This window comes from Adlercreutzia equolifaciens (genome assembly GCF_029076695.1).
Lineage (GTDB): Bacteria > Actinomycetota > Coriobacteriia > Coriobacteriales > Eggerthellaceae > Adlercreutzia > Adlercreutzia equolifaciens_A.
Window position 1 is genome coordinate 736,442 of the sequence record NZ_JARFIK010000002.1, and the last position, 24,320, is coordinate 760,761.

General features: G+C 62.1%; 17 protein-coding genes. 12 read left to right on the forward strand and 5 right to left on the reverse strand.

What is annotated here, in order from left to right:
* Positions 1 to 61 precede the first annotated feature (61 nt).
* Positions 62 to 838 carry a dimethylarginine dimethylaminohydrolase family protein gene (locus tag PZH32_RS08895; RefSeq protein WP_275207625.1) on the reverse strand — a complete coding sequence of 259 codons (777 nt, stop codon included), beginning with the start codon at positions 836 to 838 and terminating at the stop codon, positions 62 to 64.
* A gap of 188 nt (positions 839 to 1,026) precedes the next feature.
* Positions 1,027 to 2,946, reverse strand: coding sequence for an FAD-dependent oxidoreductase (locus PZH32_RS08900; RefSeq protein ID WP_275207628.1), 1,920 nt, complete (start codon positions 2,944 to 2,946; stop codon positions 1,027 to 1,029).
* A 174-nt stretch (positions 2,947 to 3,120) separates the two neighbouring features.
* Between PZH32_RS08900 and PZH32_RS08905 the strand changes: the two genes are divergently transcribed.
* Entirely contained in the window at positions 3,121 to 4,638 is a 1,518-nt protein-coding gene (locus tag PZH32_RS08905; protein WP_275207629.1) for a helix-turn-helix domain-containing protein, read from the forward strand.
* A gap of 92 nt (positions 4,639 to 4,730) precedes the next feature.
* On the opposite strand, the gene PZH32_RS08910 is transcribed toward PZH32_RS08905, so the two are convergent.
* A complete protein-coding gene (locus PZH32_RS08910) occupies positions 4,731 to 4,985 on the reverse strand; it encodes a glutaredoxin family protein (RefSeq protein ID WP_275207630.1) in 255 nt (84 codons plus the stop codon).
* 795 nt (positions 4,986 to 5,780) lie between these two features.
* On the opposite strand from PZH32_RS08910, the gene serC reads away from it, so the two are divergent.
* From serC to PZH32_RS08925, 3 genes are all read left to right on the forward strand, one after another.
* Positions 5,781 to 6,863, forward strand: coding sequence for a 3-phosphoserine/phosphohydroxythreonine transaminase (gene serC / locus PZH32_RS08915; RefSeq protein WP_275207632.1), 1,083 nt, complete (start codon positions 5,781 to 5,783; stop codon positions 6,861 to 6,863).
* A gap of 163 nt (positions 6,864 to 7,026) precedes the next feature.
* On the forward strand, positions 7,027 to 8,604 hold the full coding sequence (serA, locus tag PZH32_RS08920; protein ID WP_275207635.1) for a phosphoglycerate dehydrogenase: 1,578 nt from the start codon (positions 7,027 to 7,029) through the stop codon (positions 8,602 to 8,604).
* 106 nt (positions 8,605 to 8,710) lie between these two features.
* A complete protein-coding gene (locus PZH32_RS08925; RefSeq protein ID WP_275207637.1) occupies positions 8,711 to 10,231 on the forward strand; it encodes a 2-isopropylmalate synthase in 1,521 nt (506 codons plus the stop codon).
* A 470-nt stretch (positions 10,232 to 10,701) separates the two neighbouring features.
* Here the strand turns inward: PZH32_RS08925 and PZH32_RS08930 are convergent, their stop codons facing one another.
* Positions 10,702 to 12,165, reverse strand: coding sequence for a LuxR C-terminal-related transcriptional regulator (locus PZH32_RS08930; protein WP_275207638.1), 1,464 nt, complete (start codon positions 12,163 to 12,165; stop codon positions 10,702 to 10,704).
* 365 nt (positions 12,166 to 12,530) lie between these two features.
* Here PZH32_RS08930 and PZH32_RS08935 point away from each other — a divergent pair, with 365 nt between their 5' ends.
* From PZH32_RS08935 to PZH32_RS08965, 7 genes are all read left to right on the forward strand, one after another.
* Positions 12,531 to 13,877 carry an MFS transporter gene (locus PZH32_RS08935; protein ID WP_275207640.1) on the forward strand — a complete coding sequence of 449 codons (1,347 nt, stop codon included), beginning with the start codon at positions 12,531 to 12,533 and terminating at the stop codon, positions 13,875 to 13,877.
* A 168-nt stretch (positions 13,878 to 14,045) separates the two neighbouring features.
* The gene (gene aes / locus PZH32_RS08940; protein WP_275207642.1) at positions 14,046 to 15,047 is read left to right on the forward strand and encodes an acetyl esterase; all 1,002 of its coding nucleotides are present in this window, start codon (positions 14,046 to 14,048) and stop codon (positions 15,045 to 15,047) included.
* Between the two features lie 79 nt (positions 15,048 to 15,126).
* Entirely contained in the window at positions 15,127 to 16,275 is a 1,149-nt protein-coding gene (gene caiA, locus PZH32_RS08945; protein WP_275207644.1) for a crotonobetainyl-CoA dehydrogenase, read from the forward strand.
* Between the two features lie 252 nt (positions 16,276 to 16,527).
* Entirely contained in the window at positions 16,528 to 17,742 is a 1,215-nt protein-coding gene (gene caiB, locus PZH32_RS08950; protein ID WP_275207645.1) for an L-carnitine CoA-transferase, read from the forward strand.
* A gap of 30 nt (positions 17,743 to 17,772) precedes the next feature.
* Positions 17,773 to 19,368, forward strand: coding sequence for a crotonobetaine/carnitine-CoA ligase (gene caiC / locus PZH32_RS08955; protein ID WP_275207646.1), 1,596 nt, complete (start codon positions 17,773 to 17,775; stop codon positions 19,366 to 19,368).
* 19 nt (positions 19,369 to 19,387) lie between these two features.
* Positions 19,388 to 20,260, forward strand: a complete 873-nt coding sequence (locus PZH32_RS08960; protein ID WP_275207647.1) for a MaoC/PaaZ C-terminal domain-containing protein — start codon at positions 19,388 to 19,390, stop codon at positions 20,258 to 20,260.
* Positions 20,261 to 20,390: 130 nt separating this feature from the next.
* On the forward strand, positions 20,391 to 21,806 hold the full coding sequence (locus PZH32_RS08965) for an MFS transporter (RefSeq protein ID WP_275207649.1): 1,416 nt from the start codon (positions 20,391 to 20,393) through the stop codon (positions 21,804 to 21,806).
* A gap of 671 nt (positions 21,807 to 22,477) precedes the next feature.
* Here PZH32_RS08965 and PZH32_RS08970 read toward each other — a convergent pair.
* Positions 22,478 to 23,263 carry an enoyl-CoA hydratase/isomerase family protein gene (locus PZH32_RS08970; protein WP_275207651.1) on the reverse strand — a complete coding sequence of 262 codons (786 nt, stop codon included), beginning with the start codon at positions 23,261 to 23,263 and terminating at the stop codon, positions 22,478 to 22,480.
* Positions 23,264 to 23,559: 296 nt separating this feature from the next.
* Here PZH32_RS08970 and fixA point away from each other — a divergent pair, with 296 nt between their 5' ends.
* Positions 23,560 to 24,315, forward strand: coding sequence for a putative electron transfer flavoprotein FixA (fixA, locus tag PZH32_RS08975; protein ID WP_275207652.1), 756 nt, complete (start codon positions 23,560 to 23,562; stop codon positions 24,313 to 24,315).
* The last annotated feature ends 5 nt before the right edge of the window (positions 24,316 to 24,320 follow it).

Here is a 24,320-nt window from a genome sequence, read left to right on the forward strand (position 1 = left end):
CGTGATATAAAACGAGGCCCGCGATGGATCGCGGGCCTCGGTGCGTTTGCGGCAGGGTGGTTTAGAAGCGCAGGCTCAGGCAGGACAGGCCGCCATCCACCTTGCGGTACTCGGAGGTGTCCACCACCAGGGTCTTATAGCCCAGATCCTGCACGGCCTTGAGCACCGTGGGATAGCCCTCGGGCACAATGACGGTGCCGTTCACCCAGATGCAGTTGGCGCCGTAGGCCTCGTCCTCAGGCACGACCACTTTGTTGTACTCGGCGAAGTCGGGCTTGTCGATGAACTCGCCGGATACCAGCATGTTGCCGTCCTCTAGGTAGTTCACGCCGGTCTTCAGGTGCAGCACTTCCTCCAGCGGCACCTCGGAGCCCTCGAGGCCCCAGCCTTCCAGGATCTCGATAAACTGGCGGATGCCCTCCTCGTTGGTGCGCGCAGAGCGTCCCACGTAGAAGTGGTCGCCCACCATCATGACGTCGCCGCCGTCCAGGGTGCCGGGTGCCACGATGTGCTTGACCTTGTCGTCGTCGAAGAACAGGCGGATGGTGGGCTCGATGGCCTCCTTCTCGCCGTTGCGGCTGTCGGCGCCGGGGTTGGTGATGATGGCGCCGCAGCGCGTGATGACCGCCGGGTCCTCCACGAAGCAGGAGTCGGGGAACTCCTCCAGGGCCGGCAGCACCGTGACGGCCACGCCGCACTGCTTCAGGGCCTCGATGTAGTCGTCGTGCTCCTCGATGGCGCGCTCGTAGATGGGCTGGCCCAGTTCAGGGGCGCTGGTGATGCCGTCGCAGAGCGACTTGCCGGGGCGGCGGACAATGACGTTTTCGAACTTGGTCATGGATGACTCCTTGTCGTCGTTGACACGCTTTGTGCGCTTGGCAACAGGGTATCACGAACAGAGAGTCAACAGGGGACGTTTTGCAAGGGCAGCAAAGAGGGGGCCGCGCCTGAGCGCGACCCCCTTGGGGGTGATTGAGCGTGATGGGCTACGACGGACCATGCGCGGGCATCGTGAAGGCGCCGTGGTTAGCCTTGGGCCAAAAGGTGCGCTACCGCTAGACCCTCGCCTTGGGTACCCACGCCGCTGCTTCCGACGATGGTTTCACCCACGGCGTAGAGCCCAGGAATGGGGGTGCCGTCTTCCGTGGTTACGTTGAAGTTGTCGTCGTAAAGAAGGCCGCCGACTGTGATGTGCATCGCCCAGGTGCGCGGAGAGGCATAGAAGGGCGGATTTTCGATAGGCGAGATATCGCTGAAGCTCGTTCGTCCGAACTCCTCATCTTTGCCAGAGCGTGCTGCCTGGTTGTAGGCTTGCACAGTGCTTTCCAGCGTTTGGGGATCGCATTCGATCTGCTGGGCCAGCTCCTCAATGGTGTCGGCGACAAACAGCTGCCCTTGGTCGATGAGGCTTTGCAGGCGGTGACCATAACGATTCAGGTCGCCCTCTACGCGGCAAGTGTCGGCGTCCGTGATCATGAACATCATCTGCTCGGGTTGCTGCATGATGTCGGCAGTCATGGAATACCGATCGCGCACCTCATCCATGAAGCGAAGGCCGTTTTTGTTTACCATCATGCAGTCGATGTCGTCTCCAACAGTGGTTTCGTCGCTTGAATTCTTGCAGTCGGCCATAGGGAAGGGCATTTGGTCATCCATGAGCGCCACGCCGGCCCCCAGACTTAGCGCCATATTGATGCCGTCGCCGGTGTGCCCGTACGTGTTGGTGGTGGGAATGGGTGAATTCTCATCAAAAGGCCATTGGGTGTTGTACTGGCGCAGCATGTCGGGGTTGCCGGAGAAGCCGCCCGTGGCTAGCACTACGCCGCGCTTGGCGCGAATTTCGTAGGCGGTCCCATCCTCTCCTTGGGCTTTGACGCCCACGACGGTATCGCCTTCCGTCAGCAGCTCGGTAGCGGGTGTGTTGAGCATAATGCTGACGGGAAGATCCTGGTCTTCGAGTACGGAGCGGTAGTGTTGGAAGTAGCCTTGACCGCAGCGGCCTGAGGCGGGAGAGGCCCAGCGGGGCCACGAGTAGCCGACAATACCCACAAGTTCTTTGAACTCGAAGCCGTCCTCGCACAGCCAGCTATCGAGATCGGCGATGTTCTGGCAGAACAGCATATTGCCCTCAAAGTCGCCCTCGCCGGCAATCGTGTACTGCAATGCCTGCAATTCAATGCTGTCGAAGCAGGTCTCTTTGCCGTCGGCTTGCCACTGCGCCCATTGAGAGCGAATGAGGTCAATGGCATCGTTAGGGACGAGGCCTTCGGCGGCGGCCAGGTCGTCTTCAAGTTGGGCACGCTGGCTATCGGTCATGGTCTCTCGTAGCGATTCAGGAGCGTTGACGTATTCCAGGTAGCCGCCTGAAACCAGGGCGTTTCCTCCCATGGTGCAGCTTTTCTCCAGCACAATGATGTTGTCGACGCCTAGTTTTGCTGCTGCCACAGCGCAGGCCATGCCGGAACCGCCGGCGCCTACGATAACGATTTCGGCTTCAAGCGCTTCAGTTCCCGTGGATGCGGTACGCAGCGGTGCCTCCTGCAGCTGAGCGGGATCGCCGCCTGCCTGGATTACGCAGTCTTCAGTGGCGGCCAGGACGGCCATGGATGACAGCGTTGCTCCTGTGATGGTGTCAACGGCAAGACTCTGATGCTCGGCGATGGACGCGGGTATCTCCTCCAAGGCGCGGTCCGAGATAAGCGCTGTCTCTTCGTGGTCAACCACCGAAACCGATTCGATGGCGTGATCGCTGAACACGGTTTCTACCGTGATAGGCCCGAACTTGCCCTGGCTTTGGGCTGTGTAGGTTCCGGGGGTGTAGGTGGCGCTAACGGTATCGGAACCGCCAGGAGCGCAACCGTGCAACCCGAAGAGGGCCACGCCAACACCAGCGATGGTGGCGCTTCGCACAAACGAGCGACGCGACAGAGAGGGAAGATGCTTCATTTTTTCTCCTTGAGGATTATGGGGCTGGGACGCCGAAGCGGGGAGGGGCTGGCGCCGATTGACGTTGACAAGCCTAGAAAAAATGAGCTCAGCTGCCATCTCCTCGAGAGAAATCAGGGGATGATCTTTGTAACCCGCACTTTGTAACCGTGCTCTGAAAAGGAGAAACGGAATTTGCTTTCGGTAATTCCCAGGGTTTGCTCCACGCATAGGGAGCGTATCTGCGCTACAATCCCGATCATGACACCACGCAACAAACAACAGGAAGGCGGCTCCGGCAATCAACGCGAGTGCGGGGGTTTTCAGCTCTTTCGTCAGAGACGGATAAAAGAGCTGGGTCGTCTCTTTATGCCATTCTTCGGGTTTGCTTTCGTGCGTGCTTTTAATGGTGCAACGCTGGCGTTTTCCGCTGAGGCGTTTGGGGTCGATATCTGGTTTGGCCAAGACATTTTGAGCGCAACCATGATCGCCCTCTTTTTTCTGGGTGTCGTTTTCGCTCGCAAGCTCGCGCCTCTTTGGTCCCATCGCCTTCTTGTAGGAGTTGCGACTATGGCCATGGTGGTATCGGCGCTGGGACAAGGGTGGGGGTCTGCTGTACCGTCGAACGTTGCCGCTCTCTTTGTTGTTCTTGGGGCTGCGGGTGGCGCCGTATCAATTTTGCTGTGGGCTGAATTAGAAAGCTGCCTTAATACGCTGCGCATTGTTCTATACGTCAGCGGTGCATTTCTCTTCGGAGATGCACTTGGATGGGTGCTGCAAGATTTGGAGGGTTTTCGGCGTGTGTTGGGGGTGGGAGCGCTTCCCCTTCTGTCGCTTGGGTGCCTGGTGGCTTCCTATCGCTCTATTCCTAACGACGAGAGGCCGCCGAGTGATTGGGGTACGTTGAGATTTCCGTGGCGTCTCGTTCTGGTCCTCGGGGTCTACGAGTTTGTCCTGGGCTTCAACGAGGCGATGGCGCCAGCGGATGAGGGGGCTGCCTTTCTTTTGGGCGCGTCCACAGCTGCCGCCCTGGTGTTTCTGACTACGTTTCTTCTCTCTCATCGATTTGATTTCGCCCAGATGTTTCGCACGCCTTTCCTTTTCGTGGCGTGCGGGCTGCTTGCTACGTTTCTTTCGATGGGCTCTCCTGGAGCCTTCTCGGTGTTTTTGGTTGCCTTGGGCTACAGCTTGATGTTTCTTCTGATCACTATTCTTCTTTGCGATTTATCCCATCGTTATGGCATTTCCGTCCTTGTGCTTTGCGGCGTTGAAGAACTCATGGCGATTTTCATGATCGCGGGGCATCGATGCGCGTTGGCTCTGGAGGATGGCGCGCTGGTTGGTTTCGTGGATGAGTCTGCGCTTCGCGTGGCGCTGGTGGTTGTGGTTCTGCTGGCTAGCGCTTGCACCTTGTTTGGGGAGCGACGCTGGGGGTTGACGTTCTTTGGCGTCGGCGGTCTTTCTGCGGAGGCCGATGAGCGCGATCGTTTTCTGGCGCGTTGCGCGTCCATGGCAGACGCTTATCGTCTTAGTCCACGCGAGAGCGAGGTGTTTCAGTTGCTTGCGCTGGGCAAAAGTCCAGCGTCCATCGAGCATGAGCTTTGCATAGCTAACGGAACGCTCAAATCGCACACGCGGAGGATCTATCAGAAGCTCAACGTGCATAGTCGCGATGAGCTTCGGCGTCTTGTGGGCGAGCCTCCTCGTGGTTAGCGGTTCTCGGTGGTCGCGGGCTTCGGGGAAGGGTGCGACTTCGGTGATGAGTGTTCGGCGGTGTAGGTACTTTTATGGCTTGATGGGTTGTTCTATCCTTCTTCGCGCTCGAGGATGAGGTCGGCCAGGAAGCGGATGATGTCGTCGGACTCGAACATGGGCACGCCGTCTACCACCAGACAGGGGACCTGGCCTTTGCCGGCAATGCGAATGAGGTCGTCTTTCACGCCGGGCTCCAGGGTGTTGCGCATGGGCATGGCGATGTCTTCCTGCTCCATGTAGGCCAGCACTTTGTGGCAATAGGGGCAGGTGGGTTTGTAATACAGAACCATATTGTCGAAGTACATAGGGGATCCTTTCCGTAAAATGCGCGGGCGTTCGCCGCGGGCCGGAGTGCGGACGCTTGCGGCAAATGCTGGCGTGTCCAGGTGTGGGCGTCGCACGCAGGGATGCGGGTGGCGTCCGTTTGCTTCCACGATCGAGGCGTTCGCCGCGGGCGTAAGCTGCGAGACGGAGCGCGCTGATCGCTGTCGCGGGCGTGGTCATTTTGGGCTCGAGGTTGATGCTTTTGCCCGAAACGAGGGTTTTAAGGTCAAAAACGGCTCGTTTCAATGTTTTTGCCCGCACGCATTAGTGTATCGAGGGCTCTTGAAGGGCAAAAGCCCAGGTCAAATTTTTTGCTAGAGCGTTGAATTTGCGGAAGTGGTCAATCAGGGCGTGGTTTCCATCGCGCCCTTGGGCAAAAACCCCGCCTCGGGCCGTTTTCGACCTTAAAACCCTCGTTTCGGGCAAAACCCCCGCTTCGCGCTGATTTTGACCAGCGGGGGACGGCTGTTGGGGTTGAGCCAGAAGTGAGCAATGGGACCAACGGCGGCCAGTGGATGTGGGGCGTCGGGTGGCGGAGCGAAGGGGCGCGGGTGACAGCGGCCTTGATTTCGATCTGGGGGTGGGACGGTGGCGACAGCTTGGGTCTCGGCCTGGGGCTGTCGTCGCAGAGCCGCCGCTTTAGGCGGGGGCGCCGCTCGGCTCTTATGTTCAGCCTGGTGGTCAGGGTTGGGAGTACAATGGGGCCGTGAATGAAAGCTGTCCGCGGGGTCTGCTGGCACGGCGACCCGGGACGCGTTACGAAGGAGAACTGCTCCATGGGTAGGGTTTACAACTTTTCTGCCGGTCCGGCCGTACTTCCCGAGGAGGTGCTGCGCCAGGCAGCTGCCGAGATGCTCGACTACGACGGCACGGGCATGTCCGTCATGGAGATGAGTCACCGCTCCAAGCCCTTCGCGAAGATCATCGAGACCGCCGAGGCCGATCTGCGCGACCTTCTGGCCATCCCCGACAACTACCAGGTGCTGTTCCTTCAGGGAGGCGCCACCCAGCAGTTTGCCGCCATCCCCATGAACCTCATGCAGAACAAGGTGGCTGACTACATTGTGTCCGGCTCCTGGTCGAAGAAAGCTTGGAAGGAAGCGAAGCTCTACGGCACCGCCAACTGCGTGGCCTCCTCCGAGGACGAGAACTTCTCCTACGTCCCCGACGTGGATGGCCTCACGTTCTCGCCCGATGCCGACTACGTCTACATCTGCCAGAACGAGACCATCTACGGCACCACCTATCCGAAGCTGCCCGACACCGGCAACATCCCGCTGGTCACCGACGTCAGCTCCATGTTCCTGTCCGAGCCCATGGATGTGTCGAAGTTCGGCCTCATCTACGGCGGCGTGCAGAAGAACATCGGCCCGGCCGGTGTTACCATTGTCATTGTGCGCGATGACCTGGTGCGCGAGGACGTGCTGCCCTTTACGCCCTCCATCATGCGCTACACCACTCAGGTGGAGGCCAAGTCGCTGTCCAACACCCCGCCGGCCTACGGTATCTACATCTGCGGCCTTGTGTTCAAGTGGTTGAAGAACATGGGCGGGCTGTCCGTCATGAAGGAGCGCAACGTCGAGAAGGCCGCCATTCTCTACGATTACCTGGATCAATCGAAGCTGTTCAAGGGCACGGCCCGCAAGGAGGACCGTTCGCTCATGAACGTGCCTTTCGTCACGGGCTCCGACGAGCTGGATGCCCTGTTCGTGGCCGAGGCGAAGAGCCACGGCATCGAGTCCATCAAGGGTCATCGCTCCGTGGGCGGCATGCGCGCCTCCATCTACAACGCCATGCCCAAGGCCGGCGTCGAGGCGCTGGTTGCCTTCATGGCCGAGTTTGAAAAGAACAACGGGTAAGGTATCCTGCTTTCAGCGAGAAAAGGGCGGTTGCGGCTCTGGGAGTGCGCGCCGCCCTTCTTTGATGACCGAGAGGACGGGGTCATCGGCCCTGGTAGGGGGGCGAGGCTTCTGTTCTGGCAACGGGGGAGCGCTGGGGCGCTCTTTCGGGAAGGCGGCGCATATGACGAAGAAGATTCTGGTCACGGAAGATTTGGTGCAGGAGGGCATCGACGCCCTGCGCGAGCGCGGCTACGAGGTGGACGTGCTGATCGACCCCTCGGCCGAGCAGCTGGTGGCGGCCATCGAACCCTACGAGGCGCTGATTGTGCATCCGAACACGCGCGTGACGCCCGAGCTTCTCGACGCGGCCAAAAATCTCAAGATCATCGGTCGCGCTGGCGTGACCGTGGACAACATCGACATCGACGCGGCCTCCGAGCGCGGCATTATCGTCTGCAACGCGCCCACGTCCAACATCATCAGCGCTGCCGAGCACACCATGGCGCTGCTGCTGTCGGCGGCGCGCCATATTCCCGCCGCCAGCGCCTCCATGCATCGCGGCGAATGGAACCGCGGGCAGTTCATGGGCACCGAGCTCTATGGCAAGACCCTGGCCATCTTCGGCTTGGGCCGCGTGGGCGGCCTGGTGGCCGAGCGCGCGGCGGCCTTCGGTATGAACCTCATTGGCCATGATCCCTACTGCTCGCCGGAGCGCGCCCTCCATCTGGGCGTCACGCTCTACGAGGACGTAGAGAAAGTGCTGGCCATGGCCGATTTCATCACGGTGCACCTGCCCCGTACCGTGGACACCCTGGGTATGTTCGGCGCCGATGAGTTCGCGGCCATGAAGGACGGCGTTGTGGTGGTGAATGCCGCTCGCGGCGGCATCTTCGATGTGGATTCCCTGGCCGATTTCGTGGCGGCGGGTAAGATCAACGCCGTGGCTCTGGACTCCTTCGAGGTGGAGCCTTGCACCGACTCGCCGCTCCACGAGTTCGAGAACGCCATTCTCACGCCGCATCTGTCGCCCATGACCTTCGAGGCCCAGCGCCGCGCCAGCACGCAGATTGCCGACTACGTCAGCGCTGGCCTGGAGGGGGCCATGGTGGCCACGGCGGTGAATCTGTCGCCGCTGCCGCCCGAGGTGCTCGATTCCGTGGGTCCCTATGTGCCCGCCTGCAAAATGATGGGGCACATGATCAGCCAGATTCTTTCCGGCACCCCCAAGACGCTCAAGGTGGAGCTGGCCGGCTCCATTCGCGATGCCGACCCGGCGCCGCTGGTGGCGGCCGTGCTCGATGGTGGTCTGTCCTACCGTCGCATCGGCTCCTTCACTGCGGCCAACGCCGAGTCCATCGCGTCGCGCCATGGCATCGCCGTCACTACCTCGGCGGTTCACGATGCCCAGGAGTACGCCTCGGCGGTGCGCATTGTGGCCGACGACGTGGAGGTGGCCGCCACGCTGTACGGTACCGACCATGCTCCGCGCATCGTGTCGCTTATGGGCTACAAGATCGACATTGCCCCGGCCAAGTGCTCGCTGGTGTTCGAGTACGTGGATGCGCCGGGCCGCATCGGTGTCATCGGCACCATTTTGGGCGACGCCGGGGTGAACATCACCACTATGCAGATTGGCACTAAGGCGGGAGAGGGTTGCGCGCTCGTGTACATCAACGTTGAGGGCGACGTGGATGACGCGGTGCTCGCACGTCTTCGCGAGACCATCGACCTGCGCAATCTGTGGAAGATTGTGCTGTAGGCAGGGCTGAGGGTCCGATAGGAAATTTTTTAGCGGCGCCCTGGTAGGGGGCGCCGTTTTGTTTTGTTATGATGCTTCCAGTTAGTTTGAGAGAAAGAAGGAGCCTATGACTCGCAAGATTGCCATCTTTGACACTACCTTGCGCGATGGCGAGCAGTCGCCCGGCGCGTCTATGAATACGGAAGAGAAACTGGTTATCGCGCGTCAGCTGCTTCGCCTGAACGTGGACGTCATCGAGGCCGGTTTCCCCATCTCCAGCCCCGGCGATTTCGAGAGCGTGCGCCGCATTGCCGAGCTGGCTGGCGATCAGGCTACGGTCTGCGCCCTCACCCGTGCTGTGGAGAAGGACATCGACTCCGCCGCCGATGCCCTTAAGTACGCCAAGCGCCCCCGTATCCACACGGGCATCGGCGTGTCGCCCTCGCACATGCGCGACAAGCTGCGCATCACCGAGGAGGAATGCATCGAGCGCGCGGTAAAGTGCGTAAGCTACGCGAAGACGTTCGTCGACGACGTGCAGTTCTACGCCGAGGATGCCGGCCGTTCCGACTTCGCCTTCCTGGCTCGCGTCATCGAGGCCGTTATCGGCGCCGGTGCCACGGTGGTGAACATCCCCGACACGACGGGCTACTCGCTGCCCGAGGACTTCGGTGCCCGCATCAAGTATCTGATGGACAACGTGAAGGGCATCGACGACGTCACGGTGTCGGTGCACTGCCACAACGACCTTGGCATGGCCACGGCGTTGTCGCTGGCCGGCGTGCGCAACGGCGCCACGCAGATCGAGTGCACCATCAACGGTCTGGGCGAGCGCGCGGGCAACACGGCCATGGAGGAAGTGGTCATGGCCATGCGCATGCACGGCGAGGAGCTGGATGCCCATACGGACATCAACACGCGCGAGTTCATTAAGGCCAGCCGCCTGGTCAGCTCTATCACGGGCATGAACGTCCAGGCCAACAAGGCCATTGTGGGCGCCAACGCCTTCGCGCATTCCTCTGGCATCCACCAGGACGGCGTGCTGAAGAAACGCGACACCTACGAGATCATCGATCCGGCCGAGGTGGGCGTGGGCGCCAGCCAGATTGTACTGACGGCGCGCAGCGGCCATGCGGCCCTGAAGCACCGTCTGGAGGAGCTGGGCTACAACTACGAGGGCGAAGAGCTCGACCGTCTGTACACCGCCTTCCTCGACGTGGCTGACAAGAAGAAGGAAGTCTACGACGAGGACCTGGAGGCGCTGGTCAACGAGCGCGACCGCGAGGAGACGGCCATCTACAGCTTGGACGGCGTGCAGGTAAGCTGCGGCTTCCCGCTGAAGCCCACGGCCACGGTCACGCTGAAGGGCCCCGATGGTATCGACCGCACGGTATGCGAGTGGGGTACCGGCCCCATCGACGCCGTGTACAAGGCCATCGACAAGATCGTCCAGGTGGACAACGACCTGTCCGAGTTCGCGGTGACCGCCGTCACCCGCGGTATCGATGCACTGGGTGAGGTAACGGTGCGCGTAAAGGCCGCGGGCGGCGAAGTGTACACGGGTCGCGGCGCCGACGGCGACATCATCGTCTCCTCGGCCAAGGCCTACCTGAACGCTTTGAACCGTCTGCTGGGGGAGAAGCGCTAGAGAGCGTCTCGCTACAAATTGAAGAGCTTGAGGAAGGGGCGGCCGAGGCCGTCCCTTCCTTGCTTTACGGTCGGTAAGATTACAGGTTCCGAGAACCGCTAGTTTGGTTTCGTGCCGCATGTCAAAACTGGGCGATTTGGTATTAGTTCTCGACAAAATACCAGGTCGGACGCTCGTATCAGCATTGCGCGTGGGAACCAAACCGCTCAATTCTGGAACCGAGGGATTGGCCTGATTGCGAGTCTCAGATGCTAACCGCTTCGACGTTGAAGTCCCAAGCTGTCGAGGCAGAGCAGCGGGCGGGGGCAGTATCCCCGGAGGGCACCGTCTGAACACCAAAAAGAAAAGGCGGCCGTAGGCCGCCAGGTAAAAGCATGAGGGAGCGCAGCGCACGAGCGAAGCGAGCAGCGGAGCGGCGCGTGCCTGGAGCGGGATGGCGCCCCCGCCCGCGGACCAGTGGAGCAACCCGCTTAGAAGTCGCTGCGCTGCATGTTGAGGTAGTTGATGAGCTCGCTGCGCTTGTGGATTTGCATCTTGTCGTAGATGTGGCGGATGTGGGTGTTCACGGTATAGGGGGACAGAACCAGCTTGTCGGCAATGGCCTTCGTGGTGTACCCGCGGGCGATAAGCAGCAGCACGTCCTCTTCGCGGCCGGACAGGCTGAACTCCTTGGCAGCTTCGGCGCAGATCTCCTCGATCTCGCTTTTCGTAGGTGCCAACGTAGTCAAGGCGATGATGCTGAACTCCTGGCGCACCAGAGGAATGAGCAGCGCGGCCAGAAGGCACATGAAGGCAAGGGCTGTTTCGGGCGTGATGGCAAGGGCCACCTCGGGCATGTTCTCGTAGGTGACGGCCATGGCGTTGCCCAGGCAGATACCCAGGCGCGAGAACCCGCAGGCGCAGGCGAAGCCCATGGAGGCTGTCACGTAGCCTTTGGTGATCAGGATGCCGAAGTACATGATGAGCAGTACCTCGAAGATGGAGGAGAGGCCCACACCGATGTCGAAGGCTCCGACAAAGAAGTGGTGATCGGCAAGGAAGAGGGCGAAGGCGAGGATGACGCCCACGAAAAGCCAGGGGTAGATCTTGAAGGCGTTCAGGCGATCTTTGGCCAGGAACGCCACACCGCCAATGGCAAGCATGAACAAAGCGCCCAGGAGTATGCCAACGGTGAACGAATGGTCGCCGAAGGGCAGCTCCTCCCAGGGGATGATGGCAACCAGGAAGTAGCAGGCTGCGGTGGCGAACAGCGTGAGAAAGCCCACCATGAGCATGTTCCGCACGCCGCCCATGGCCGCATTGCGCGGCAGGAGCACGGGGAAGGTGGTGCTGCCGTTGCGGCAGGCGGCGAAGAGCAGAGCCCCGGAGGCCACCAAAAGAAGGCTTGCGAAGGGAGCCGTGAGCGAAGCGGGCAGGAAGTGGGCGATAGCGATGGAGCCCAGCAGGGTAAGACCAAAGGTGGTGCCGATGTGGCGGATGGTGAAGTTGGCCTTTTCGCAGGCGAAGCGCTCGCCCCACAGGATCCAGAAGATGGCCTCGCAGGCACCGAGGGCAATTACCAAGGCATACCACAGGAAGCTGGGAACCAGATCGAAGGGCAGCACGGCTAGGGCAAAGGAGCCCAGGGCCAAGGTGAGGGGAGCGGCCACCACAATGGGCAGGCAGGATGAGAGATGGCGCTTGCGTCCCAAAATAAGGGCAAAAGCGAAGGCGAACACAGCGGTGGCCAGCAAGTTGGTGAGCCACGAGTAGGTGACGCGGTCGTCCATGAGATTAACCGCGGCAAAGATGGAGGGAACGAACCAGAATACATAGTGCCACGAGAGAAGCAGCGCGAATCCTACGTATTTGAAGAGAGGTCGGTCGAGGACGGTTCCTTGAAAAACGCGGGGTACGGGGGACTGAATAGCAGGTTCGGCAGCGCTGGCATTCATATATCTTCCTTCACGCTCAAGCTCGTTCACGCGGCTGGGGCGATTCTGGTACGCCGAGGTACCCGATGAGATCATACCAGCCATGTCTTGAGTTGAGTATAGGGTGGTGAGCCTCATCGAGGCATCGCACGTTTTTAAGTAGCGACGTTTTACCGCCGATTTTGCGATGAAAAAGAGCGGTGTAGTTCCTGAAACGGGGAGTCGCAAGAATTTAGGTAAGTGGGTTTTCGCAGACAACGAGTGATGGCGACTTGTTGACAGGTCGGCAAAATTCTCATCAGTTCAGTCGGTGTTGCGGCGGGGGTCGCAGGCACCGGCGAAGCCCGACGAAGGGTCGGGTGTCCTGAGAGAAAGGAAGCACTGTCATGTCGTTGCTTGCGAAAAGCAAAGGGGAAGTGACGTACAAGGATCTGACGTCGCTCCACAAATGGGCCCTCGTGGTGCTCATTTCCATGGGCTCGTCGATCATTTACGCGCCCATGTATCTGAAGAACGTGTTCTACGATCCGCTGATGCAGGCCCTTGGCTGCACCAACGCCGACTTGGGCCTCATGGTGTCGGCCTACGGCATTGCCGCCATGATCTGCTACCTGCCCTCGGGCATTGTGGCTGACAAGTTCCGCATGCGCACCCTGGCGACGGGCGGCTTCCTGGCCACGGCCGTGCTGGTGGGCGTCTACGCCATGCTGCCGTCGGTGACCATCTGCCTGGTGCTGTTCGTGCTCATGGGCGTGACCTCTATTCTGGTATGGTGGGGCACCCGCTTCAAGGTAATCCGCCTGTGCTGCGAGGAAGACGAGTACGCTAGCAAGATCGGTATCAGCTACTCCATCTATGGTGTTACCGGTCTGGTTATCGGCCTCATCAATGCTGCCATTATTGCCGCTATCTCCAACGTGGTGCAGGGCGTTCAGGTCATGCTCATCTTCCTGGCCGTCATCATTGCCGTGCTGGGCGTGGCCTCCATCTTCCTGATCCCCGACTTCAAGGGCGAGATCAACAAGGACGCCAAGCTGTTCAGCCTGAAGGAGGCCGTCGAGGCCATCAAGCACCCGGGCGTTATCTGGGCCTGCATTGCCTACTTCTGCGTGTACGCCGTGTACCAGGGCGCTACCTACACCACCCCGTACCTGACCCAGTGCTTCGACGCCGACGGCAACCTGGTGAACGTCATCGGCCTCATCCGTACCTACGGCATCGGCCTCATTGCCGGCCCCATCGTGGGTTGGCTGGCCACGAAGCTGAAGAGCCCCTCCAAGGTCATCCTCGGCGGCTTCATCCTGTCCATCGCCGTGCTGGTGGGCTTCATCCTCTTCCCGCATGATCCCGGTGCCGCCACCGTGGCCGCCGTGCTGGTCGTCGTGTTCGGCTTCACCACCTACGGCGCCTTCTCCATCGGCTCCTCGCCGCTGTCCGAGATCAAGATCCCGATGCGCATCTTCGGCACCGCTGCCGGCCTGCTCTCCGTCATCGGCTTCCTGCCCGACGTGTTCATCCACACCTGGTACGGCGGCATGATCGACGCCCAGGGCATCGAGGCCTACACGAGCATCTTCGGCTTCGAGATCATGTTCGGCGTCATCGGCTGCATCTGCCTGATCATGCTGCTCCGCTCCATCAAGAAGCATTTCGGTACCGGCGAGGCGGCCACCCAGAATGCGGCCGAAGAGGCCGAGGCTGCCCAGATTGCCGGCGGCGAGGCCACCGTCTAGGCCACCCCTGTTACGGCGCGGCGGTTTTCCAACCCTGCCGCCGCGCCCCTCAAGGCAGCCCTGCGCCTTAACCGCATGGGCGCCGCCTTTCGACCGCGAGCCGGTCGCGCCCCCGGCCCACCGGCTCCGCTTCCCTCGCCTGAGCGCCTATTGCAAAGGAGTTGTGCCATGCCCAACAAGATCGACGTCCTTGCCCGCATTTGCCCGCAGATGAAGGCGGTGCTGGCCCGCGAGGACGAGCTAGCCGGCGACGCGAACGACACGAGCGCCGGGTTCGCCCAGATGCGCGAGAACTACGTGGCGGGACGCGCCTGGTGGAACGAGGGGGCACCGAGCATGGCCGCCGTTGCCGACGATGTTGTCGCGGGCCCCTTCGGCGACATTCCCGTGCGCCGCTACGACCCGACGGGCGCTGCTACGGCAGCTGTCAACGGGAAGGGCGAGGTTCAGCCGGCCATCATCTACGTGCATGGCGGCGGTTTTGTCCTGGGCAGCTTGGACACGCACGACCGCATCTGCCGCATTCTGGCCGAGCGCGCGGGCGTGCCCGTGGTGGCCGTAGACTATCGCCTGTCGCCGGAGGCCCAGTATCCCAGCGCGGTGCAGGAGGTGGCCGCGGTGGCCGACTTCCTGCATCGCGAGGGGGCGGCCTGGGGCATCGACGGCGAGCGCTTGGCCTTTGCCGGCGACTCGGGCGGGGCTCACTTGAACCTGGCGGCCACGCTGTACCTGCGCAACGAAGGTGGGGGAGCGGCTTTTGTGAAGTGCCTGCTTTTGTTCTACGGCTGGTTCGGCCTGACCGATTCCGCCTCCATGCGCCTTTTGGGCGGTCCCTGGGATGGCCTGGCCGAGGAGGATTGGCGGTTCTACCTGAACCTGTACGCCGCCGACCCGGCCGCTCTGGCCACTGAGCCCTACGCCAACCTGTTCCTGAACGATTTGACCCACGACGTACCCGCTTGCTACATCGCCGCAGCGGAGTTCGACCCGCTGCGCGACGACTCGGCCTGCCTGGCCGCTATCTGCGAGCAGTACGGCATTCCCTACCGTCACGAGGTGTTCGAGGGCGTTATCCACGCCTTCCTGCACTACACCAAGATGCTGGACGCCGCCAACGACGCGCTTGAGCACGGCGCCACCTTCTACCGCGAGACCTTGGGCCTGGCCTAGGACGTTCCTCGGGTTTTCCAGCGAGCGGCCCACGCCCCGCTGTAATCAAAGCCACTGACTATCTGAAAAGGAGAAGAACATGGATTTCCGACTCACTGACGAGCAGGAGCTGATCGTCGACAGCTATCGCGAGTACATGGAAAGCGAGAACTGGGAGACCTATTTCCACGAGTGCGACGAGAAGCACGAGTATCCGCTGCGTTGGGTGAAGGGCTTGTGCGAGCTGGGCTTCGACCAGATCATGCTGCCCGAGGCCGAGGGCGGCCTGGGTCTTGAGCAGCCCTGTGTGACCCTGATGGCCGTCTACGAGGTGCTGGGCCGCTACGGTGCCCCCACCTACGTGCTCTATCAGCTGCCCGGCTTTGAGACCATCATCCGCGAGGGCACGCCCGAGCAGATCGAGGCCGTGATGTGCACCTTGGGCTCCGGCGAGCAGATTTGGAACTCCGCCTGCACCGAGCCGGGCGCCGGCTCCGACGTGGGCGCCCTGTCCACCACCTACAAGCGCGAGAACGGCAAGATCTACCTGAACGGCACCAAGACCTTCATTACCTCCTCGGCTGGCGTGAAGTATCTGGTTATCATGGCGAAGAACGCCGATGACGAGTCGGTGTTCACCGAGTTCTTCGTGGATATGTCCAAGCCGGGCGTGAAGCTGTCGCCGCTGCCGAAGCTGGGTCTGCGCATGGACAGCTGCTGCGAGGTGTACCTGGACAACGTGGAGCTGGAGGAGTCCGACATCTTTGGCCAGGAGGGCAACGGCTTCATGCGCGGCGTGTCCGACTTCAACTTCGAGCGCTGGCTGGTAGGCGCCTGCGACTACGGCACCGCCATCTGCGCTTTCGAGGACGCCATGAAGCATGCCAACACCCGCATCGCCTTCGGCAAGCCCATCAGCCGTTTCCAGCTGAACTCGCTCAAGATCACCGAGATGTGCATCAAGCTGACGAACATGCGCAACATGCTCTACGAGGCCGCCTGGAACGCCGACAACAACGGCGGCAACTTCGATGCTGCGGCCGCCGCCATGTGCAAGTACTACTGCGCCAACGCCTCCTTCGAGGTGACCGATGACGCCATGCAGGTCATGGGCGGCATCGCCGTGGCCAGCGAGCATCGCATCAACCGCATCTGGCGCGACCTGCGCGTCGACCGCGTGTCCGGCGGTACGGACGAGATGATGATTCTGGCCACCGCCAAGGGTGCTTGCAAGAAGTACAAGGCCTAGTGCTTGCTTGTCCGGTGAGGAGCTTGAGGCGTGTTGCCCGATAGCAGCTGAGCTCGAAGCTCCTCGCCGGTCGGGGCCAGGGGGTACCCTGATTCGCTCAGACAGTCCTCGCTTGGTGGAACAGCCCACTGGGCTGTTCCAGTCACTGCGGAACTCGCTCGGTCAGGGCACCCCCTGTCCCCTCTGATCTCGTTCTTTGTTGAACCTCTTTTCGTTCGCAACAGGATCCATCCCTAAGAAAGGAACTTACCTATGTCTCTGCCTACTGAAAAGCCTTCGTTTGGTGTTCTTGATGACGTGAAAGTGGTGTTCGCGGCCATGGAGGAGGCTATTCCCCGCGCTTGCAACATCATGGCCGACTGGGGCGCCGACGTGACCTGGTTGGAGAACACCGGCTACGGCGACACCGTGCGCGACGCCAAGAACGCCGCTCAGGCCGAGCGCCGCAACTGCCGCTCCGTGGGTCTGAACCAGTTCACGCCCGAGGGCAAGGAGGTGCTGCTGAAGATGCTGAAGGACACCGACATCTTCTTCGAGTCCTCCAAGGGCGGCACCTGGGATCGCAAGGGCTTTACCGATGAGGACATGTGGGCCGTGAACCCCAAGCTCATCATCGTGCACTGCTCCGGTTTCGGCAAGTTCGGCGACCCGGACCGCGTGAAGCGCCCCGCCTATGACGGCACCGTGGGCCCCTATGCCGGCTTCACCTGCCAGAACGGCACGCCCGAGCAGCCCATGATCACCATGCCCTACTCCGGCGACTACATCAACTCCTACCTGCTCATCGCTGCCTCCCTGGCCGCGCTTCGCAAGGCCGAGCGCACCGGCGAGGGCGAGTCCATCGACTGGGCCATGTACGAGGGCATCATGTACATGAGCCAGTACTACCTGGTGGACTTCTTGAACGAGGGCATCAAGTGGCCTCGCGCCGGCGCCCGCAACCAGAACCTGTGCGGCATCGGCGTGTACAAGTGCGCCGACGGCTTCATCGCGCTGAACCTCTTCGGCATTCGCCAGAACAAGTGGATCATCGAGGAGCTGGGCCTGGGCGATCAGTGGGGCACGCCGGAGCTGCCCGAGGACACCGCCTCGCTGTGGCTGTCCATGCCCATCGCCGAGGAATTCGAGAAGCGCCTGGAGGCCTGGCTGGCCGAGCGCACCAAGACCGAGCTGGAGGACATTCTGGCCGAGCACGCCATCGCTGCTCAGAGCGTCTACGAGTTCGAGGACATGGTGGCCGATCCGCACATGGCCGCCCGCGGCAACTTCGTGGAGTGGGAGACCAAGGACGGCGAGACCTTCAAGGGCCTGTCGCCCATGCCCCGCTTCGAGCAGACGCCGGGCCAGATTTGGCGTCCCATGCCCGAGCACGGCGGCGACACCGTGGATGTGCTGACCAAGTTGGGCTACACCCGCGAGCAGATCGACCAGCTGGCTGCTGACGGCGTCGTGAAGGTTGCCGAGTAGCTTCGGCGCGATTCAAGAGAGGAGGAGATCATGGCCGATATCGTGGGCGACGACACCCTGCGCATCCTGTGGGAGCGCCTGCGGGCGGGACGCGGCGATGCGACGTTTCTGGAGTTCCAGAGTCGCGAGGGAGCAGTGAGCTGCTACACCTATCGCGCGTTCGACGACGAGATCAATCGTACGGCCAATCTCTTCCTTTCCTTGGGCGTTCAGGCTGGCGAGAGGGTGGCCGTGCAGATGCACACCTGCCCCGAGTTCATGCTGTGCCTGTTCGGCCTGGCGAAAATCGGCGCCGTGGCCGTGCCCATGAACGAGCAGTACAAGGCGGAGGAAGCCGCCTTCGTGCTGGAGCGCACGGGTGCCACTTGCGCGGTTGTGGAGGCGGAGTTCGCCGAGCTCTACGCCACGCTGGCAGCTACCGAGCGCTATCTTCCCAAGGGGCTGCTCATTGCGCGCGCCCCGGAGGGAGTCGACGGCTGGCCGCCGGCCGCCCTCGAAAGGCTGCGGCAGGGAGGGGCCGTGCGCTGCTTTGACGGCGAACGCGCGGCCCAGCCGTCCCTGCTGACGGAGCTGAGGCCGCTCTCGTCCAACGATCCGGTCGAGATCATCTTCACCTCCGGCACCACCGCAGCGCCCAAAGGCGTGGTGCTGACTCACGCGAACCTGCTGTACTCCGGTGTGTACGGCTGCTGGGAGACGTCGCTGACGGCATCCGACCGTCTGCTGACGACCATGCCGGCCTGCCATTCCAACTTCCAACTGGCGGCGCTCACGCCGGTGCTTGTGGCCGGCGCCACCCTCATTGTGGTGGAGAAATACAGCGCGAGCCGTTTCTGGCAGCAGGTGGTCAGCTACCGCGCCACCGTTACCCAATGCGTGGCCATGATGCTGCGCACGCTGCTCATGCAGCCCGTGGCCGTCAATGAGCGCAATCACTGCCTGCGCGAGGTGCTGTACTTCCTGTCGGTGACCGACGAGGAGAAAGAGGCGTTCGAAGAGCGTTTCGACGTGCGTCTTATGAACACCTACGGGTCCACCGAATCGGTGTGCTGGGTGCTCACTGATCCGCCCGTCGGCCCTCGTCGCTGGCCCTCGGTGGGGCGTCCCGGCTTCGGCTACGAGGTGCGCATCATGGGCGACGACGGCACCGAGGCGCCCGTGGGCGAAGCGGGGGAGATCCAGGTGAAAGGCGTGCGCGGACGCACCATTATGGCCGAGTACTTCAACGACCCGGAGGCCACGGCCCGCACCTTCACCGAGGACGGCTGGCTGCGCACGGGGGACCGCGGCTATCGCGACGCCGACGGATGGTTCTTCTTCGTGGACCGCAAGGCCAACATGATCAAGCGCGCCGGCGAGAACATTTCCACCACCGAGATCGAAAACGTACTCATGGAGCACCCGGCTATCGATGAGGCTGCGGTCATCGGCGTGGACGACCCCATTCGCGATCAGGCCGTCAAGGCGTTCGTACTGCCCGTGGCGGGGGCTTCCCTGGGCGTGGAGGACGTCCGCGGTTGGTGCGCCGACCGTCTGGCCGATTTCAAGGTGCCCTCGTTCGTGGAGTTCGTCGAGAAGTTCCCGCGCACCTGTTCCCTGAAGATCGAGAAGAAGCTGTTGCGCTAAGCGCGAAGGAGGAGCATCGATGGCTATCAGCACGGACATTGTGGGCAAGGAGTTTGGGCCCTTTGTGCGGGAGTACACCTTCCGTGATCTGGAGATTTGCGCGCTAGGCTGCAATGCGGCCTTCGACGGCGTCACCGATCTGCAGTACGTCAACGAGCACGACGCGGCCGCGCCGTCGCTCAAGGTACTGCCCATCTTCGGCGTGCCGCTGACCGTGCACGAGGAGATGACGCGCACGCTGGACTACGGCTACAACTACGACGGCTCGCTGCACTACGGCTTCGAGCTGCGGGTTCACGCTCCCTTCTTTATGAACGACCGCATCGAGACGTTCGTCACCCAGGATGCCCTCTACGACCGCGGCGAGGGCCGCGGCTGCCTGTCGAAGCAGACGGGGCGCTCCTACCGTTCCGACGGCGTGCTGGTGTGCGAGACCGAAACCTGGGACGTGTGCATCTACGACGGCGGCTGGGGCGGCCCGAAGCCGCCGGCCGATCGGGTGGAGATGCCCGACGGGGCGCCCGATGCCGTGGTGCGCGAGACCATGGCGCTCAACATGCCGCTTATTTATCGCTTGATGGGCGACTGGCATCAGCAGCATATCGACTTCGCCTACACCGAGCAGACGGGCCTGGCGCGGCCCATCGCCCACGGCGTGGCCCTGGGCGGGTTCTCCATGCGCCATGCCATCAGCGCGTTTTTTCCCGGCGAGCCCGAGCGGCTACGCCGCTTCAAGACGCGCATCACCTCGCCGGTGCTTCCCGGTACGACGTTGGAGACCCGGCTGTGGCGGGTAGGGGAGCACGAGGCGCGCTTCCAGCTGGTGGACGCCGATGCCGACGAGACTGGCGCCAAGCCGCATCTGAACTACGGCATCGTCGAGTGGGAGTAGGAAGCGGGGCGTACGCCTCCCGGCTCGAGAGCGCCTCGGCCTCCTCGGGCCTGATGGATCGCGCGGCGGAGCCTCTCCGCGCATTCGCAGACGACATTGCCGCGAAACGCTGGCAGAAAGGAGCATCTCCATGGCCTCGAACGTGAAAGCGGCAACGCAGGTGGTGAGCCCCACGGTGAGCGAAGCGGGGGACTTGGCTTTGGAGCTGGGCGGGGAGGTGGCCCAACGGGTGAAGCGCACGGCGAAGAAGACTATGGACGACGTGGCCATGACGCCGTTTCTGCGCAAGATTACCTTCTTTTCCAGTGGCGGCGCCTTTTTGGACGGCTATGTGCTGTCGCTTATCGGCGTAGCGCTGACGCAGATTGTTCCCCAGTTCGGACTTTCGGATGCTTGGAGTGCCGCCATTGGCGCCTCAGTGCTGGTGGGCATCTTCGTGGGCACCATCGGGGGCGGGTATTTGACCGACCTTATTGGGCGCAAGAAGATGTTCATCATCGATTTGGTGGCCATTGGCTTGTTCTCGCTGCTCAGCGTGTTTTGCACAGAGCCGTGGCAGCTGGTGGCCGCGCGCTTTTTCATCGGGGTGTTCGTGGGGGCCGACTATCCCATTGCCACATCGCTCATTGCCGAGTTCACGCCCAAGAAGCACCGCTCCGTGTCCATGGGCATGGTGTCCGCGGCGTGGTATCTGGGCGCTACCGCGGCAGCGTTTGTGGGGTTCTTCCTGTTCAGCGTTGAAAACGGCTGGCAGTGGATGCTGGGCTCGGCGGTGGTGCCCTGCGTGATTTTGCTGGTAGGGCGCCACGACATTCCCGAGTCTCCGCTGTGGCTGCTGTCCAAGGGGCGCGTGCGCGAGTCCGAAGAGGTGGTGGAGCGCGTGTTCGGCGAAGGCGTGGTGCTCGAGCTTGAGGAGCCCGAGGCCAAGACAAGCATTCTGGCGGTCTTTCGCGGCGGCTATGGCAAGCGCATTGTCTTTCTGGGCATCCTCACGCTTTGCCAGGTGGTGCCCATGTACGCCATCTACACGTTCGGTCCCGATATTATGAGCGCGTTCGGCCTGGGCCAGGGCGATGATGCCATTCTGGGCGAGGCCGTCGTAAGCTTGTTCTTCCTGATCGGCACCATTCCGGCTATGTTCTGGCTGAACTCTTTGGGGCGTCGGCCGCTTTTGATCGGGTCGCTGGCCTTGATGGCGGCGGGCCTGGTGGTGCTGGGGCTGTTTCCCACGGCGCCGGTGTGGGTCATTGTGCTGGCCTTCGGCCTGTACGCGTTCTTCAGCGGCGGTCCGGGCATTTTGCAGTGGCTCTATCCCAACGAGCTGTTTCCCACGGAGGTGCGCGCCACGGCTGTCGGCGTGGCCATTGGCATCTCGCGCATCGGCACTATCGTGTCCACCTATGGCACCCCGCTGTTTTTGGCCACTTTCGGCGTTGGCCCCACGATGCTGGTGGCCGCTGGCCTGGTGTTACTGGGTTTGATCCTGTCGGCGATCATGGCCCCCGAGACCCGCGGTCAGTCTCTTGCCGAGGCAAGCCGATTGTAGGGGAAGTGGCGGCGGACCCGTAAAGCTGCAGGGGGGGGCGACCGCGGCGGCCCGGTGGAGCTGCGGGAGTTTCCAACGACCTGGATGGTCAATTAAAGGGCGTTTTCCATCGAGCTCTTCAAAAGGCGCTGTTTCTGGTCAAATGGAGTGCGTTTTCCATCAATTCGTGGCCTTCCGTCGGGAGGCCGCTTTTTGCTTGGCTTTGTGACCAGGCGATACGGAGATCCTTCTTTTGCTTGATGGAAAACACCCCCTGATTTGCCACCCAATGAGCGGAAAACGCACTCCGATTGACCAAAAATCTCTTGTTGACACACCGACAATGGAAAACACCCTTCAATTGACCACTTTCAGGAGGGGGCAGGCAAGGGCGCCCGGGAATCGAGGTGAGGAAGGAGGGCGGAAAGAAAGCCCCGCGGTGCGGGGCTTTCTTGGCTGGAAGGTGTCAGATTTAGGTGCTTGGCTCGAGCCATGGGAGTCGGGGCTGGGTCAAACTAGGTCTCCGTTGAGTCAGGCCTGTGCCGAGCCAGGTCTCTGCCGAGCTCGTGCCAGCTAGAGTTCTGCAGATCCGAGCCTGTACCGGCTGGGGTTCTGCCGAACTGGGGCTAAGCTAGCCGGCTCCGTGCCGAGCCGGCTCTCTGCCGCGCTTCTGCGAGCCGTCGGTGCGAGAGTTAGCGGCCGGTCCAGTGGGGGGCGCGCTTCTCGACGAAAGCGGCCGGGCCCTCGATGCCGTCGTCGGTCTTCTCCAGGAAGCGGTAGGCGGCGTCGGAGAAGCGCATGGCGTCCTCCTCGGACATCTGGTCGGCGGCGTGCACGATGAACTTGGTCCACTTGAGGGCCAAAGGCGCGTTCTTCAGGCACTCCTCGGCCAGCTCGATGGCGCGGTCGAGCACTTCCTCGGCGGGCACCACGTAGTTGATGAGGCCGAGGGCCTTGGCCTCGGGAGCCTTGATCTTCTTGCCGGTGAGCAGCAGCTCCATGCAGTCCTTGCGGTTGATGTCGCGAGCCAGGCGCACGATGCCGCCCGTAGAGGCGATGATGCCCAGACCCACCTCGGTGCAGCCGAACTTCGCGTTCTCGGCGGCCACCACCATGTCGCAGGACAGGGCGATCTCCATGCCGCCGCCGGCAGCCGAGCCGTTGCAGGCGCAGATGACGGGCTTGGAGCACAGGCGCGCGGTCAGGCCGCCGAAGCCGTGCTCGGTAACGGTCTGGCATTCGCCGCCCTCGGAGAGCTCGGAGAGATCCTCGCCGGCGCAGAACACCTTGCCGGTGCCGGTGACGATGATGGCGCGCACGGCGGCATCGGTCTCGGCGTGGTTCATGATGTTCTCCATGGCAGCCGAGGTGACGCCGTTCAGGGCGTTAGCCACATCGGGGCGGTTGATGCGAATGATCAGCAGACCGTCCTCGCGCAGCTCGGATACGACGGTATCGGTACCAAAGTAATCAGTCATGCGTTCCTCCTTATAGGGCGACCGTTCCTTCTTCGGTGCTCCTCTCGCACCGCTTCTTCGATAGTACGTGGACGATATTGACAGGGCATCACTAGTTGTTGCGTATCGGGTAAATCGCCAGGTAATAAGGGGTCGCACGTTTTTAAGTAGTGGGAGTTTCACGGGGTTTTGGCGATGACGGGGCGTCTTGGACGGCCGAAGATAGGGGCATCGAAGCGGCGTCGATGAGAGAGCGGCGCCCCTTCCAAGACCAAGGCTGTTTCATTCCGCGAAAGCAAGAAGAGAAAGGTGCGCAGATGAACATTGTCGTTGCATTCAAGGTGGTGCCCGACGACCAGGACATCCAGGTTGGAGCCGACCGCTCCCTCGACTTCTCGAAGGCCAAGGGCATTGTGTCCGCCTACGACCTGAACGCCCTTGAGGCGGCTGCCCAGCTGGCTGCGGCCAACCCCGGCTCCACGGTGACGGCCCTGACCGTGGGCGACGCGTCCATCGACGATGCGAAGCTGAAGAAGAATGTTCTGGCGCGCGGTGCGGATCAGCTGCGCATGGTGGCCGACGATGCTTGCGCCGGCTTGGATGCCCGTGCGACGGCTGCTGAACTGGCGGCGGTGCTGGGCAACATGGAGTGGGACGTGGTGATCTGCGGCGACGGCTCCGCCGATGATTACGCGCAGCAGGTAGACGTGCAGCTGGCCGCGGCCCTGGGCGTTCCTTCCGTCAATGCTGTTACGCGTCTTGAGGCCGCCGGCGACGGCCTGGATGTGGAGCGCACCCTTGAGGACGTTATCGAAGAGGTGGAGGTGCCCCTGCCCGCCGTGGTGGCTGTTTCTCCCGATGTGGCCGTGCCTCGCATCCCCGGCATGAAGGATATTCTGGCGGCCGGCAAGAAGCCCATGGAGGTATCCGCGGCTCCGGTGGCTGCCCAGAGCAGCATCGAAGTAGTTTCCTGCGCCGCCCCCCAGCAGGCCGAGCGTGCCCAGAACGTGCTTGACGCTGCCGCCGATGGCGCCATCGAGCAGTTCGCCGCCGCCCTCAAGGCCGCGCTGTAATCCGA